This is a genomic window from Zobellella endophytica, from assembly GCF_003012775.1.
In the GTDB taxonomy this organism is placed as follows: domain Bacteria; phylum Pseudomonadota; class Gammaproteobacteria; order Enterobacterales; family Aeromonadaceae; genus Oceanimonas; species Oceanimonas endophytica.
Genome location: NZ_PXYG01000012.1, coordinates 1 through 15,105, shown reverse-complemented (window position 1 = coordinate 15,105; position 15,105 = coordinate 1). Strand labels below are relative to the sequence as shown.

13 protein-coding genes are annotated in these 15,105 nt (G+C 58.9%); 12 read left to right on the top strand and 1 reads right to left on the bottom strand.

Annotated elements, in window-relative coordinates:
• Positions 1 to 14: 14 nt before the first annotated feature.
• The 11 genes from atpF (at position 15) to glmS (ending at position 10,875) form a co-directional block, all read left to right on the top strand.
• On the top strand, positions 15 to 485 hold the full coding sequence (gene atpF, locus C7H85_RS18395) for a F0F1 ATP synthase subunit B (protein ID WP_106731171.1): 471 nt from the start codon (positions 15 to 17) through the stop codon (positions 483 to 485).
• A gap of 13 nt (positions 486 to 498) precedes the next feature.
• Positions 499 to 1,029, top strand: a complete 531-nt coding sequence (gene atpH / locus C7H85_RS18390; RefSeq protein WP_106731170.1) for a F0F1 ATP synthase subunit delta — start codon at positions 499 to 501, stop codon at positions 1,027 to 1,029.
• Positions 1,030 to 1,043: 14 nt separating this feature from the next.
• A complete protein-coding gene (atpA, locus tag C7H85_RS18385) occupies positions 1,044 to 2,585 on the top strand; it encodes a F0F1 ATP synthase subunit alpha (RefSeq protein ID WP_106731169.1) in 1,542 nt (513 codons plus the stop codon).
• A 42-nt stretch (positions 2,586 to 2,627) separates the two neighbouring features.
• Positions 2,628 to 3,488 (top strand): F0F1 ATP synthase subunit gamma, encoded by an 861-nt coding sequence (gene atpG, locus C7H85_RS18380; protein WP_106731168.1) that lies wholly within the window; start codon positions 2,628 to 2,630, stop codon positions 3,486 to 3,488.
• 34 nt (positions 3,489 to 3,522) lie between these two features.
• Positions 3,523 to 4,911 (top strand): F0F1 ATP synthase subunit beta, encoded by a 1,389-nt coding sequence (gene atpD, locus C7H85_RS18375; RefSeq protein WP_106731167.1) that lies wholly within the window; start codon positions 3,523 to 3,525, stop codon positions 4,909 to 4,911.
• 18 nt (positions 4,912 to 4,929) lie between these two features.
• Complete coding sequence (locus tag C7H85_RS18370; protein ID WP_106731166.1) at positions 4,930 to 5,355, top strand: F0F1 ATP synthase subunit epsilon; 426 nt, start codon at positions 4,930 to 4,932, stop codon at positions 5,353 to 5,355.
• 104 nt (positions 5,356 to 5,459) lie between these two features.
• On the top strand, positions 5,460 to 6,818 hold the full coding sequence (glmU, locus tag C7H85_RS18365) for a bifunctional UDP-N-acetylglucosamine diphosphorylase/glucosamine-1-phosphate N-acetyltransferase GlmU (RefSeq protein ID WP_106731165.1): 1,359 nt from the start codon (positions 5,460 to 5,462) through the stop codon (positions 6,816 to 6,818).
• 85 nt (positions 6,819 to 6,903) lie between these two features.
• Positions 6,904 to 7,221: a transposase gene (locus C7H85_RS18360; protein WP_106731164.1), complete on the top strand. Its 318-nt coding sequence runs from the start codon at positions 6,904 to 6,906 to the stop codon at positions 7,219 to 7,221.
• Positions 7,222 to 7,303: 82 nt separating this feature from the next.
• Positions 7,304 to 8,083, top strand: coding sequence for an IS3 family transposase (locus C7H85_RS18355; RefSeq protein ID WP_106731163.1), 780 nt, complete (start codon positions 7,304 to 7,306; stop codon positions 8,081 to 8,083).
• Positions 8,084 to 8,262: 179 nt separating this feature from the next.
• Positions 8,263 to 9,033, top strand: coding sequence for a DeoR/GlpR family DNA-binding transcription regulator (locus tag C7H85_RS18350; protein ID WP_106731162.1), 771 nt, complete (start codon positions 8,263 to 8,265; stop codon positions 9,031 to 9,033).
• Positions 9,034 to 9,042: 9 nt separating this feature from the next.
• Positions 9,043 to 10,875 carry a glutamine--fructose-6-phosphate transaminase (isomerizing) gene (gene glmS / locus C7H85_RS18345; protein ID WP_106731161.1) on the top strand — a complete coding sequence of 611 codons (1,833 nt, stop codon included), beginning with the start codon at positions 9,043 to 9,045 and terminating at the stop codon, positions 10,873 to 10,875.
• 66 nt (positions 10,876 to 10,941) lie between these two features.
• On the opposite strand, the gene katG is transcribed toward glmS, so the two are convergent.
• Positions 10,942 to 13,131, bottom strand: a complete 2,190-nt coding sequence (gene katG, locus C7H85_RS18340; RefSeq protein WP_106731160.1) for a catalase/peroxidase HPI — start codon at positions 13,129 to 13,131, stop codon at positions 10,942 to 10,944.
• A gap of 376 nt (positions 13,132 to 13,507) precedes the next feature.
• On the opposite strand from katG, the gene paeA reads away from it, so the two are divergent.
• Positions 13,508 to 14,824 carry a polyamine export protein PaeA gene (gene paeA, locus C7H85_RS18335; RefSeq protein WP_106731159.1) on the top strand — a complete coding sequence of 439 codons (1,317 nt, stop codon included), beginning with the start codon at positions 13,508 to 13,510 and terminating at the stop codon, positions 14,822 to 14,824.
• Positions 14,825 to 15,105: the final 281 nt, after the last annotated feature.

Below are 15,105 nucleotides of genomic sequence, written 5' to 3'. Positions count from 1 at the left end.
AAAGGAGCGTTGCGATGAACATGAACGCAACAATCCTCGGTCAAACGATCGCGTTTATCCTGTTCGTTTGGTTTTGCATGAAGTTCGTGTGGCCGCCCATCATGGCCGCCATCGAGAACCGCCAGAAAGAAATCGCTGAAGGCCTGTCCTCAGCCGAAAGAGCCAAGAAAGACCTGGCCCTGGCGCAAAACAATGCAACCGAACAGTTGAAGGAAGCCAAGCTGCAGTCCGCTCAAATCGTCGAGCAGGCCAACAAGCGCAAGGCCCAGATCATCGAGGATGCAACGCGTGAGGCTCAGGCCGAGCGTGAAAAGATTCTGGCACAGGCCCAGGCGGAAATTGACGCCGAACGCAACCGTGTCAAAGAGGAACTGCGTAAGCAGGTTGCTGCTCTTGCCCTGGTGGGTGCAGAGAAGATCCTCGAGCGTCAGATTGATGCCGCTGCCAACAGCGACATCGTTGAGAAAGTAGTAGCTGAACTGTAAGGGACATAGAGCTATGGAAATGAAAACCATTGCTCGCCCCTATGCCAAAGCAGCTTTCGATTTTGCCGTTGAGAAAAATGCGGTTGAGAACTGGTTGACCATGCTGGGTTTTGCCGCCGTTGTGGCGCAAAACCAAAACATGGCCCACGTGCTCAGCAGCGATCTGAACGCGGAAAAGATGGCCGGGGTGTTTTTGGCTGTCTGTGGCGAACAGCTCGATGAGCAAGGCCAGAACCTGATAAAGGCGATGGCCGCAAACGGACGCTTGAGTGTGTTGCCGGCAGTGGTGCAGGAATTCGCCTTGATGAAGGCGGAGCTGGACCGGGAAGTGGAAGCCGACGTGGTTTCCGCCGCCAAACTGACCAAGCAACAAGTGGCCAAGATTCAGGCTTCCCTCGAGAAGCGCCTGGGGCGCAAGGTGAAGCTGAATTGCAGCGTCGATACGAGCCTGATGGCCGGCCTCATCATCAAGGCCGGTGACATGGTGATCGACGGAAGTGTTCGGGGCCGACTGTCCCGCTTGGCTGAAACGCTGCAATCTTGATTGGGGAATAGAGCATGCAACTGAATTCAACTGAAATTGCCGAGCTGATAAAACAGCGGATCGAGCAATTCAATGTTGTCAGTGAAGCACGAAACGAAGGTACCATCGTCTCCGTAGGCGATGGCATCATTCGTGTTCACGGCCTTGCTGACATCATGCAAGGTGAAATGATTGAACTGCCGGGCGGTCGTTACGCCCTGGCGCTGAACCTGGAGCGCGACTCCGTGGGTGCCGTGGTCATGGGTCCTTACGCGGATCTGGCCGAAGGGATGAAGGTCCAGTCCACCGGCCGAATCCTGGAAGTACCGGTCGGCCGCAACCTGCTGGGCCGGGTGGTCAACACCCTGGGTGAGCCGATCGACGGCAAGGGCGCCATCGAGGCCGATACCTTCTCTCCGGTAGAAGTGATCGCCCCGGGCGTTATCGACCGTCAGTCGGTCGACCAGCCGGTGCAGACCGGTTACAAGGCCGTCGACGCAATGATCCCCATCGGTCGTGGCCAGCGTGAGCTGATCATCGGTGACCGTCAGGTGGGCAAGACCGCCCTGGCCGTCGACGCCATCATCAACCAGAAAGACTCCGGCGTTAAGTGCGTGTACGTGGCCATCGGCCAGAAGGCGTCCACCATCTCCAACGTGGTACGCAAGCTGGAAGAGCACGGTGCCCTGGCCAACACCATAGTAGTGGTGGCTTCTGCTTCCGAGTCTGCCGCCCTGCAATACCTGGCGCCTTACTCCGGTTGTGCCATGGGTGAGTTTTTCCGCGACCGCGGTGAAGATGCACTGATCGTGTACGATGACCTGTCCAAGCAGGCCGTTGCCTACCGTCAGATCTCCCTGCTGCTGCGCCGCCCGCCGGGTCGTGAAGCTTACCCGGGTGACGTTTTCTACCTGCACTCCCGTCTGCTCGAGCGCGCGTCCCGCGTATCTGCCGACTATGTAGAGAAGTTCACCAAGGGTGAAGTGAAAGGCCAGACCGGTTCACTGACCGCGCTGCCGATCATCGAAACCCAGGCCGGCGACGTGTCTGCGTTCGTTCCGACCAACGTGATCTCCATCACCGACGGTCAGATCTTCCTGACCACCGAGCTGTTCAACTCCGGTATCCGTCCGGCGGTTGATCCGGGTATCTCCGTATCCCGGGTTGGTGGCGCGGCCCAGACCAAGATCATCAAGAAGCTGTCCGGTGGTATTCGTACCGCCCTGGCCCAGTACCGCGAACTCGCGGCCTTCGCCCAGTTCTCTTCCGATCTGGACGAAGCCACCCGCAAACAGCTGAGCCACGGTCAGAAAGTGACCGAGCTGATGAAGCAGAAGCAATACCGCCCGATGTCCGTGGCCGAGCAAGCCCTGGTGCTGTTCGCCGCCGAAAACGGCTACCTGGACGATATTGAACTCAAATTCATCACTACGTTCGAAGCCGCCCTGCTCGCTTATGCCAATTCAGAACATGCCGCCGTGATGGCGGAGGTCAACGAGAAAGCCGACTACAACAAAGACGTTGTGGCCCAGCTGACTGCGTTGCTGGATAGCTTCAAGGCTACCCAGTCCTGGTAACCATGTGGCAGCGTTTGCTGCCACCTGAATTGGAGAAGCGACATGGCCGGCGCAAAAGAAATACGTAGCAAGATCGGGAGTGTGAAAAACACTCAGAAGATCACCAGCGCTATGGAGATGGTGGCCGCCTCGAAAATGCGCAGAGCGCAGGATCGGATGACCCACAGCCGCCCATACGCTGAAACCATACGCAAGGTGATCGGCCACATCGCGCAGGGGAACTTGGAATACAAGCACCCCTATCTGGAAGACCGTGAGGTCAAGCGCGTTGGCTTTATTATCATCTCGACCGATCGGGGCCTCTGTGGTGGTCTGAACATCAACCTGTTCAAGGCCGCCATGAATGAAATGAAGGCATGGTCCGACAAAGGCGTGGGTATCGACCTGGGCCTGGTCGGCAGCAAGGCGGTAAGCTTTTTCAACCGCTATGGCGGCAAGGTGATCGCGCAGGCGACGGGACTGGGTGACAACCCTTCCCTCGGCGAGCTGATCGGCTCCGTCAATGTCATGCTGGAGGCGTACGACAAGGGTGAGATAGACAAGCTGTACCTGGTGTACAACAAGTTTGAAAACACCATGGTACAGAAGCCCAGGGTCGATCAACTGTTGCCTTTGCCTGCATCGGAAGAAAACGTGGCCAGCCACAGCTGGGATTACATCTACGAGCCGGATCCCAAATCGCTGCTGGACAAGTTGCTGGTGCGCTTTGTGGAGTCACAGGTGTACCAGGGTGTGGTAGAGAACCTGGCCTGCGAACAGGCTGCACGGATGGTGGCGATGAAAGCCGCCACCGACAACGCCGGCAACCTGATCAATGATCTGCAACTGGTGTACAACAAGGCCCGTCAGGCCGCGATTACCCAGGAACTGAGCGAGATCGTTGCCGGGGCCGGTGCCGTATAAAGGCGAAGGTATTCAAAGGTTTAGAGGATTTGACATGAGTAAGGGTATCATAGTCCAAATCATCGGCGCGGTCGTGGACGTGGAATTCCCGCAAGATGCGGTTCCCCACGTGTACGATGCGCTGAAGATCACGACTGAAGGCCAGGGCCAGGGTCTGGTTCTGGAAGTTCAGCAGCAAATCGGCGGCGGCGTAGTACGCTGTATCGCCATGGGTTCCTCCGACGGCCTGCGCCGCGGTCTGGAAATCGAAAACACCCATAACCCGATCAAGGTGCCGGTAGGCGTGCAAACCCTGGGCCGGATCATGGACGTACTGGGCAACCCCATCGACGAGAAAGGTCCGGTGGGCGAAGAAGAGCGCTGGTCCATCCACCGCGAAGCCCCCAGCTACGAAGAGCAGGCCAACAGCACCGAACTGCTGGAAACCGGCATCAAGGTTATCGACCTGGTCTGCCCGTTCGCCAAGGGCGGTAAGGTCGGTCTGTTCGGTGGCGCCGGTGTCGGCAAGACCGTCAACATGATGGAACTGATCCGTAACATCGCCATCGAGCACAGCGGTTACTCGGTGTTTGCCGGTGTGGGCGAGCGGACCCGTGAAGGTAACGACTTCTACCACGAGATGACCGAGTCCAACGTACTGGACAAGGTATCCCTGGTTTACGGTCAGATGAACGAGCCGCCCGGCAACCGTCTGCGCGTGGCGCTGACCGGCCTGACCATGGCCGAGAAGTTCCGTGACGAAGGTCGTGACGTGCTGTTCTTTGTGGACAACATCTACCGTTACACCCTGGCCGGTACCGAGGTATCCGCACTGCTGGGCCGTATGCCCTCCGCAGTAGGTTACCAGCCGACCCTGGCGGAAGAGATGGGTGTGCTGCAGGAGCGGATCACCTCCACCAAGACCGGCTCCATCACCTCCGTGCAGGCCGTTTACGTGCCCGCGGATGACTTGACCGATCCGTCTCCCGCCACCACCTTCGCCCACCTGGACGCGACCGTGGTACTGAGCCGTCAGATCGCCGCCCTGGGTATCTACCCGGCCGTTGACCCGCTGGATTCCACCAGTCGTCAGCTGGACCCGCAGGTGGTCGGTGAAGAGCACTACTCCGTGGCCCGTGGCGTACAGACCGTGCTGCAGCGCTATAAAGAGCTGAAAGACATCATCGCCATCCTCGGGATGGACGAACTGTCCGAAGACGACAAGCTGACCGTAGCCCGTGCCCGTAAAATCGAGCGTTTCCTGTCCCAGCCGTTCTTCGTGGCCGAAGTATTTACCGGTTCTCCCGGCAAGTACGTGTCGCTGAAGGATACCATCAGTGGTTTCAAAGGCATTCTGGACGGTGACTACGATTCGTTGCCCGAGCAGGCGTTCTACATGGTTGGCTCCATCGACGAAGCGGTCGAAAAAGCCAAGAAACTGTAAGCCTCGAAGGAGGACCTGATGGCTGATTATAGCTTTCACCTGGACATCGTCAGTGCCGAGGAGCGTTTGTACTCCGGCTCTGTCAGTGCGGTGACGGTCTCCGGCTCTGAGGGTGAATTGGGGATCCGTTACGGACATGCCCCCTTGTTGACGTCCATTCGTCCCGGCCTGGTGCAGTACGTGACCAAGGCCGGCAAACAAGAAGTCCTGTACGTGTCCGGCGGCATGCTGGAAGTACTGGGCAGCAGTGTGATGGTTCTGGCCGACACTGCGATTCGCGCCGAAGATCTGGATAAAGCCAAGGCCGAAGAAGCCAAACGAGCGGCGGAAGCCAAACTGCAGAATTCCTCTCACGATGTGGATTATGCAGAAGCGGCCGCCGATCTGGCCCGGGCTATGGCGAAACTGCGTGTGCTGCAGTTGGTTAAAAAGAACGTGCGCTGATCCCAGCGCGGCAAAAAAGCGACCTCAGGGTCGCTTTTTTTTTATAAAAAAATCAGAATAGCCCGCAGCAAAATTCAGCAAACAGAGATGGGATTATCAAGCTTATGAGCATTCAGGCGGTTATTCTGGCGGCGGGCAAGGGCACCCGCATGCGTTCCTCCCTGCCCAAGGTGCTGCACCCGGTGGCGGGACAACCCATGGTCGGCCATGTGCTGGCGGCGGCCAGGGCCTGCGGCGTGGACGGCATCCACCTGGTCTACGGCCACGGCGCCGACCAGCTCAAGGCCAGGATAGAAGAGCCCGGCATCACGTGGGTACACCAGGAGGAGCAACTGGGCACCGGCCATGCGGTGGCGGTGGCACTGCCGGAGATCGATGATGCCGATCAGGTATTGGTGCTTTATGGTGATACCCCGCTGATCCAGCCGCAGACCATAGCGGCGCTGCTGGCGGCACAACCGGAAGGAGGCATTGGCCTGCTGACGGTTAAGCTGGACAATCCCGCCGGCTATGGCCGTATCGTGCGGGAAAACGGCAGGGTGACAGGTATCGTCGAACAGAAAGACGCTTCTGCCGAGCAACTGGCCATCGACGAGGTCAATACCGGGGTGCTGGTGGCTGAAGCGGGGCTGCTCAAGCGCTGGCTGGATCGGCTCGATAACGACAACGCCCAGGGCGAATACTACCTGACCGATATCTTCGCCATGGCCCATGCCGAAGGGCGGGAAATTGCCACCGTGCATCCGGCCAGTTCCGCCGAGGTGGAAGGGGCCAACGACCGGGTGCAACTGGCCGGGCTGGAACGGGCCTATCAGCAGATGCAGGCGGAGCTGCTGATGCGCGAAGGGGTGACCCTGCTGGATCCGGCCCGCTTCGATCTGCGTGGCAGCCTGAGCGTGGGTGAGGAAGTGGTGATCGACGTCAATGTTATTATCGAAGGCGAGGTCCGCCTCGGTAACCGGGTGACCATCGGTGCCGGCGCCATCCTCAAAAATTGTGTGATCGGCGATGACGCCGAAGTGAAGCCTTACTCCCTCGTCGAAGGCGCCGAGCTGGGATTTGCCAGCAGCGCCGGTCCCTTCGCCCGGCTGCGCCCCGGTGCAGTGCTGGCCGAGGATGCCCATGTGGGCAACTTCGTGGAAATGAAAAAGGCCCGGCTGGGCAAGGGCTCCAAGGCCGGCCACCTGAGTTACCTGGGCGATGCGGAGATCGGCGACAAGGTGAACATCGGCGCCGGCACCATCACCTGCAATTACGACGGGGTGAACAAGTTCCAGACCGTGATCGAGGACGGCGTCTTCGTCGGCTCCGACACCCAACTGGTGGCGCCGGTGCGCATTGGCAAGAATGCCACCCTGGGCGCCGGCTCCACCATCACCAAGGACGTGGCCGAGGCCGAACTGGTGATAACACGGGTACCCCAGCGCCATATCCCCAACTGGCCCAGACCGGTTAAAAAATAGCTATAAGCTTTAAGCTGGAAGCTTGAAGAAAGACGGCGTGGACTGGCCCGAGAAAAGTAGACACCTTCATTAAATGGAAGGTGTTATGAAATACAAACCTCGCCGTCGCTTTAGCGATGCATTTAAACGTGAGGCCGTCGAGGCCTCGCTGTCCACCACAGAGACACAAGCTCATGTTGCAGGCAGACTGGGAATTAATCCTACCCAATTATGGCGCTGGCGCAGAGAGTGGATCATGGCCAAGAAAACGTCTGACAAAGCAGTTGAAAACACCGGACCAGAAAAAAGCATGCAGGAGCTGGAACGTGAGAATGTGCGGCTGAGGAAGCAGCTTGAGCGCTCAGAGCTGGAGAATGACATCATAAAAAAGGCGCAAGAATACTTCGCCAAGCGCGGCAAGTAAGGTTTGCCTTTATCGAGGCCCACCGTAGCCGACGCTGGCGAGTCTCGATAATGTGTGAAGTACTCGACGTGTCCCGAGCGGGATATTATCGCTGGCGAACGCGTCAGCACACTCCGGGAGAACGTGCAACCAAGCTGCAGACGCTGCACGCCTTCCTGCTCTTGAGCGCGCTCAGCAACTGCAGAATGTGCCGGGTTATCGCAAGCTATGGCTGGAAGCGCGAGATGCCGGGTTCCACTGCGGCAAGAACCAGGTTCAACGCTTACTGCAAGACGCCGGTTATCGTTCATGTACCGCCCCCAAAGCGGGCTATCAAAAGCCGAAATCGTCCTTGCCCGTGCTGCCAAATTTACTGAACCGTCAGTTCTCGGTAGGGGCGGCGAACCGAGTTTGGGTATCAGACATAACTCAAATCCGGTGCAGCGACGGCTGGCTCTACATCGCGGTAGTATTGGACCTGGGCACCCGCCGCGTGGTGGGACGTGCCATGGGAGCTATCAAGAGCGCTCAACTGGTGCTGGAAGCTCTTGAACAGGCATGGCAGCATCAGCGCCCCGATGGCCAACAGTTACTGTTTCACTCGGAGCAGGGCAGCCAGTACCGCAGCGAAGAAGTGATGAAATGGCTGAATACACGGGGAGCTACCATCAGCATGTCGCGCCGAGGCAATTGCTGGGACAACGCCTGTGCGGAAAGCTTCTTCGCGTTACTCAAGAAGGAATGGACTCACCCCTTGGGAATGCTCGGAAGATACGAAATGGCGGATGAAGTCCGGTATTATGCGGATGAGTATTACCCCAAAGCGCGGCGCCACATGGCACTGGGAGGCATGACGCCCAATACCTATGCCGCTGCCGCTTAACTTCGTTGTCTACTTTATCGGGGTCACTCCAGGCGCGGTTGCGATTTCACAGCCGCGTTTTTTTATTTCCTTAGCGCTTCATAGCTTTAACTCTGCTCCGTATTCTTCCAGCTTTAGTTCTTGATCGTTTATCTTTTGATCTGATAGCATTCGGTTTCGATTCGAAACTTAGTGCGACCATGTCGAAACGCAATACCCAACAGCGCCGTCATATCATCGTCTCCCTGCTGAACGAGCGGGGCGAACTGACGGTGGACGAGCTGGCCCGCCGCTTCGAGACCTCGGAAGTGACCATCCGCAAGGATCTGGCGGCGCTGGAGAAGAACGGCCTCTTGTTGCGCCGCTACGGTGGCGCCGTGCCGGTGCCCAGCGAAATGGTGGCCGAGCCCGCGGGTGAGCCGGTTTCAAAACGAAAGCAGGCCATCGCCCGGGCGGCGGCGGCACGGATCCGCGAGCATAACCGTATCATCATCGACAGCGGCAGCACCACGGCCGCGTTGCTGGGGGAGTTGGGGCTCAAGCACGGTCTGGTAGTGATGACCAACTCGCTCAATATCGCCAATGCCCTGCGTGAGCTGGAACCCGAGCCGACCCTGTTGATGACCGGAGGGACCTGGGATCCCAATTCCGAGTCGTTCCAGGGGCAGGTGGCCGAGCAGGTATTGCGCTCCTACGACTTCGACCAGCTGTTTATCGGTGCCGACGGTATCGATATCGGGCGGGGCACCACCACCTTCAACGAGCTGACCGGCCTGTCGCGGGTGATGGCGGAGGTGGCCCGGGAGGTAGTGGTGATGGTGGAGTCGGACAAGGTCGGCCGAAAGATCCCCAATCTTGAGCTGCCTTGGGCAGCTATCCATACCCTGATTACTGACGACGGCCTGTCGGCCGACGATCAACAACAACTTGAACAGAAGGGCATTAACCTGATTATTGCCCAAGAGTCCTGAGGAATTATTATGTGCGGAATTGTCGGGGCGGTAGCCCAGCGTGATGTGGCGGAAATACTGGTGGAAGGCCTGCGCCGCCTGGAGTACCGAGGCTATGACTCGGCCGGTGTGGCCATTATCGATGGTGCCGGCGAGCTGGGCCGGCTGCGCCGGCTGGGCAAGGTGCAGGCCCTGGCTGATGCCCTGAACGAACAACCGCTGGCCGGTGGTACCGGTATTGCCCATACCCGCTGGGCCACCCACGGCGAGCCCTCCGAGCGCAATGCCCATCCCCATGTGTCAGGACATATTACCGTAGTGCACAACGGTATCATCGAAAACCACGAAGAGCTGCGGACCGAGCTGCAGGCCAAGGGGTACGAGTTCGTGTCTGACACCGACACCGAAGTGATTGCTCACCTGGTGCATTATCACCGCCAACAGTGCGACTCACTGCTGGCCGCCCTGCAGACCGCGGTCAAGCAACTGCGCGGCGCCTATGGCACCGTGCTGATGGATACCCGGGATCCGTCCCGGCTGGTGGTGGCCCGTTCCGGCTCGCCGCTGGTGATCGGACTGGGGCTGGGGGAGAACTTTATCGCCTCCGACCAACTGGCACTGCTGCCGGTCACCCGCCGCTTCCTGTTCCTGGAGGAAGGGGATGTGGCCGAGGTGACCCGCCGCGATATTCGCATCTTCGATGTGAATGGCGAGCCGGTGGTGCGCGACGAGCTGGAATCCGAGGTTTCCCACGATGCGGGCGACAAGGGTGAATACCGCCACTATATGCTGAAGGAAATCCACGAGCAGCCGAAGGCCATCAACGATACCCTGGAAGGGCGCATCACCGAGTCGGCGGTAGTGGTGGAGTCGTTCGGAAATGGTGCCCGGACTATTTTTGAGCGGGTGGAGCATATCCAACTTATTGCCTGCGGCACCTCCTACCATTCCGGCATGGTGGCCAAGTACTGGTTCGAGGCGTTGGCCGGGGTGTCCTGCGATATCGAAATCGCTTCCGAGTTCCGCTACCGCAAGTCGGTGGTACGACCCAACAGCCTGCTGATCACCCTGTCCCAGAGCGGCGAAACCGCCGATACCCTGGCGGCGCTGCGCCTGGCCAAGGAGTCCGGCTTTATGAGCAGCCTGGCCATCTGCAACGTGCCCGGCTCTTCCCTGGTGCGGGAGTCCGACCTGGCGTTCATGACCCGGGCCGGTGCCGAAATCGGGGTGGCCTCCACCAAGGCCTTCACCACCCAACTGGCCGGCTTGCTGATGCTGGTGGCGGCGGTGGGACGCTGTCGCGGCAACATGAGCGCCGAGACCGAAGCCCGGCTGGTGCAGGCGCTGCGCAGCCTGCCGGCCCATATTGGCGAGACCTTGGCCCTGGCCAAAGATATCGAGGCCCTGGCGGAAGAGTTTGCCGACAAACATCACAGCCTGTTCCTGGGCCGGGGGGATCAATACCCCATCGCCATGGAAGGAGCGCTCAAGCTCAAGGAGATTTCCTATATCCACGCCGAGGCCTATGCGGCCGGCGAGCTCAAGCATGGTCCGCTGGCGCTGATCGATGCCGACATGCCGATCATCGTGGTGGCGCCCAACAACGATCTGCTGGAAAAGCTCAAGTCCAACGTGGAGGAAGTACGTGCCCGGGGAGGTATCCTCTATGTGTTCGCCGACAAGCAGGCTGGTTTCAAGGGCGATGCCACCATGCGGGTGATGTCGCTCAACCATGTGGACGAAGTGGTGGCCCCCATCGTCTATACGGTACCGCTGCAGCTGTTGTCCTACTACGTGGCCCTGATCAAGGGTACCGACGTGGATCAGCCCCGCAACCTGGCCAAGAGCGTGACGGTCGAATAAGGAAGAGAGTAGAGGAGATAAAACATGCCGGGGCTTGCCCCGGCATGTTGCTTTCGGCTGGGGCTCTTACTTCAGATCGAAACGATCCGCATTCATCACTTTGGTCCAGGCTTTGACGAAGTCCTTGACGAACTTCTCCCGGTTGTCGTCCTGGGCATAGACCTCGGCGTAGGAACGCAGCACCGAGTTGGAGCCGAACACCAGATCGACCCGGGTCGCCGTCCACCTGACCGCCCCACTCTTGCGATCACAGATTTCATAATGGTTGTTGCCGGCCGGCTTCCAGCTGTAGTTCATGTCGGTCAGATTGACGAAGAAGTCGTTGCTCAGCACGCCGACGCGATCGGTGAAAACGCCGTCTTTACTGCCGCCGTGGTTGGTGCCCAGCACCCGCATGCCGCCGACCAGCACCGTCATTTCCACCGCCGTCAGGCCCATCAGCTGGGTGCGATCCAGCATCAGCTCCTCGGGGGTGACCACATAGTCCTTTTTCAGCCAGTTGCGGTAGCCGTCATGCAGGGGCTCGAGCACAGCGAACGCCTCCTGGTCGGTCATCTCCTCTCTGGCGTCGCCACGGCCCGGGGCGAAGGGCACGGTGATAGCCACGCCGGCGTCCCGCGCCGCCTTTTCCACCGCGGCAGAGCCGCCCAGCACGATCAGGTCGGCCAGGCTCACCTTCTTGCTCAGCCCTGACTGCACCTTTTCCAGCGCGCTCAACACCTTTTGCAGCCTGGCGGGCTCGTTGCCTTCCCAGTCCTTTAGCGGTGCCAGGCGGATGCGAGCGCCGTTGGCGCCGCCCCGATAGTCGGAGCCGCGGAAGGTGCGGGCGCTGTCCCAGGCGGTGGCGACCAGTTCGGATACGCCGAGGCCGCTGGCCAGGAGCTTTGCCTTGAGCTCGGCGATGTCGGCGTCGCTCAGGGTATAGTCCACGGTGGGGACGGGATCCTGCCAGAGCAGGTCTTCTTTCGGTACATCCGGGCCCAGGTAACGGCTCTTGGGCCCCAGGTCACGGTGGGTCAGCTTGAACCAGGCGCGGGCGAACACCTCGGATAGATAGGCGGGGTCCTGGTGGAAGCGCTCGGCAATCTTGCGGTATGCCGGGTCCATCTTCATCGCCATGTCGGCATCGGTCATGATCGGTTTGCGGCGGATGGACGGATCCTCCACGTCCACCGGCATGTCCTCTTCCTTGATGTCGACCGGTTCCCACTGCCAGGCCCCGGCCGGGCTCTTCTTCAGCTCCCACTCGTGCTCGAGCAGCATCTTGAAGTAACCGTTGTCCCACTGGGTCGGGTGGGTGGTCCAGGCGCCCTCTATGCCGCTGGTCACGGTATCGCGGCCTATGCCACGGGTCTGGTGGTTGTTCCAGCCCAGGCCCTGCTCTTCCAGGCCGGCCGCCTCGGGTTCCGCTCCCAGGTTGGCGGCATTGCCGTTGCCGTGGGTCTTGCCCACGGTATGGCCGCCGGCGGTCAGGGCCACGGTTTCTTCGTCGTTCATCGCCATGCGGGTGAAGGTGACCCGCACGTCTTGCGCGGTTTTCAGCGGGTCCGGTTTGCCATCCACCCCTTCCGGGTTGACGTAGATAAGCCCCATCATCACCGCCGCCAGCGGGTTATCCAGGTCGCGCTCACCGGAGTAGCGGCTGTTGGGAGCACCGCTGGGCGCCAGCCACTCTTTCTCGGAGCCCCAGTAAATGTCTTTTTCCGGATGCCAGATATCGGCCCGGCCGCCGCCGAAACCGAAGGTTTTCAGGCCCATGGACTCATAGGCCATATTGCCGGCCAGGATGATCAGGTCGGCCCAGGAGAGGCTGTTGCCGTATTTCTTTTTGATCGGCCACAGCAGGCGGCGGGCCTTGTCGAGGTTGACGTTGTCCGGCCAGCTGTTCAGCGGCGCGAAGCGCTGGTTGCCGGTACCGGCACCGCCCCGGCCATCGGCAATGCGGTAAGAGCCGGCGGCGTGCCAGGCCATGCGGATCATCAGGCCGCCGTAGTGGCCCCAGTCTGCCGGCCACCAGTCCTGGCTGTCGGTCATCAGGGCGCGCAGATCCTGCTTGACCGCTGCCAGATCCAGCTTCTTGAATTCTTCAGCATAATCGAAATCCGCTCCCAGCGGGTTGGTCTTGGTATCATGCTGGTGGAGGATGTCCAGGTTCAGTGCCTTGGGCCACCAATCCATATTGGATGACCCGGCCGCGGTATGGCCACCATGCACGACGGGGCACTTGCCGGAGGAATTTTGGGTGTTTTGAGTCATCTTCAACTTCCCTTCGCTTGTGGTTGCTTTGTTGCTGATTAAAGTACCCGTGATCTGGGATGCGGAGCGGTGAGCCCGTCTCGTCCATCAGAGAATAGACCATTCAGTAAATATGCTGTTTGCTAAATTAGCAAACCCTGTGCCTTGAGTGTGACCCGAACGAACAAAACGCCGTCTAAACCCGAGTGTACCGGCCGCTTTGGTGGCAAGCTCCCGGCCTGGAGGGCTGGTCGCTTGTCGTCTTTTGACTGCGGTGGTTTCGGTCCCTGTGGTAAATAGCCTGCCGTTCTGCTACATTTTTCGCCTGTTTAGTATTTTGTAACATCATCCGTTTATCTTGCTGCGGCAATCCCTTCCTTACCGGTAGTACATAAAAATGACAATCTTCGAGCATATCCTGGTGATCGCCCTGCTGGTGGCCATCAGTTCCTTCTTTTCCGTGTCTGAAATTGCCCTGGCGGCGGCGCGCAAGATGAAACTGCGCTTGATGGTCAGCGACGGCAATGCCAATGCGGAAAAAGTTCTGTTATTACAGGAGCAGCCGGGCAACTTCTTTACCGTGGTGCAAATTGGTCTCAACGCGGTGGCGATTCTGGGCGGTATCCTGGGGGAGGCGGCCTTTACGCCTTTTGCCAAAGACGTGCTCGGCTTCTTTTTCGACAGTGCCTGGGTGGACAAAACCGCCTTTATTCTGTCGTTTTTTATCGTGACTTCGCTGTTTATCCTGTTTGCGGATCTGATGCCCAAGCGTCTGGCGATGATAGCGCCAGAGCGGATTGCGGTATCGGTAGTGCGGCCTATGGGCTTTTTCATCGTGGTACTCAAACCACTGGTCTGGTTTTTCAATGGCCTGGCCAACCTGTTTTTCCGCTTGTTTCGGGTGCCGACCATGCGCAAGGACGAGATCACCCCGGAAGACATCATCGCCATGATGGACGCGGGTGCCCAGGCTGGAGTGCTACAGGAGCAGGAGCATCACCTGATTGAAAACGTGTTCGAGATGGAATCTCGTACCGTCACCTCGGCCATGACCGCCCGGGAAAGCCTGATCTATTTTACCCTCAAGGAAAGTCAGGACAGCATCAAGGCCAAGATAGCCGAACACCCTCATGCCAAGTTCCTGGTGTGCGACGACAGCCTGGACAGGGTAGTCGGCTACGTGGACTCCCGTGACATCCTGATGCAGGTGCTGCATCAGCAGCCGATTTCCCTGCAAAAAGAGGGCATCATCCGCACGCCGTTGATCATTCCCGATACCTTGTCGATGTACGAGGTGCTGGAGCACTTCAAGAGTACCGGGGAAGACTTTGCCATTATCATGAACGAGTATGCCCTGGTGGTGGGCATTATTACTCTGAAGGACGTGATGAGTATCGTCATGGGCGAGCTGGTACAGTCCCAGGAGGAGCAGATTGTCTCCCGGGATGAAAACTCCTGGCTGGTGGAGGGGCTGACGCCGCTGGCGGATGTGATGCGGGTACTGGACATCGACGGCTTTCCCGATGATGAAAACTACGAAACCATCGCCGGCTTTATGATGTATATGCTGCGCAAGATCCCCAAGCGTACCGATTTTGTGCTGCATGCCGGCTATAAATTTGAAGTAGTCGACATCGACAGCTACAAAATCGATCAGTTGCTGGTTACCCGAATTGGCTCACCCGAGCCTGCTTCGGAAGAGTTAAAGCGGTAAAAAACACCACTTTGGTCGAGTTTTGTGCAGTTGGCGATGGAGGAGATGTTTTTCACCAAAAAGCCCTTGCGCAAAAAGCGCGGCTGCCTATAATGCGCATCCACTGACACGGCGCAACCCGCCGCGGTCACAAGCGGTAAAAACTTCGGTCTTGACGCTTGACGAATCAAAAGGACGGCGTAGAATACGCAGCCCTGACCAACACCAGGTCAACGCTCTTTAACAATCTATCAAGCAAACTGTGTGGGCACTCGCAGTGCGTTGGGAAACAAAAAAATACT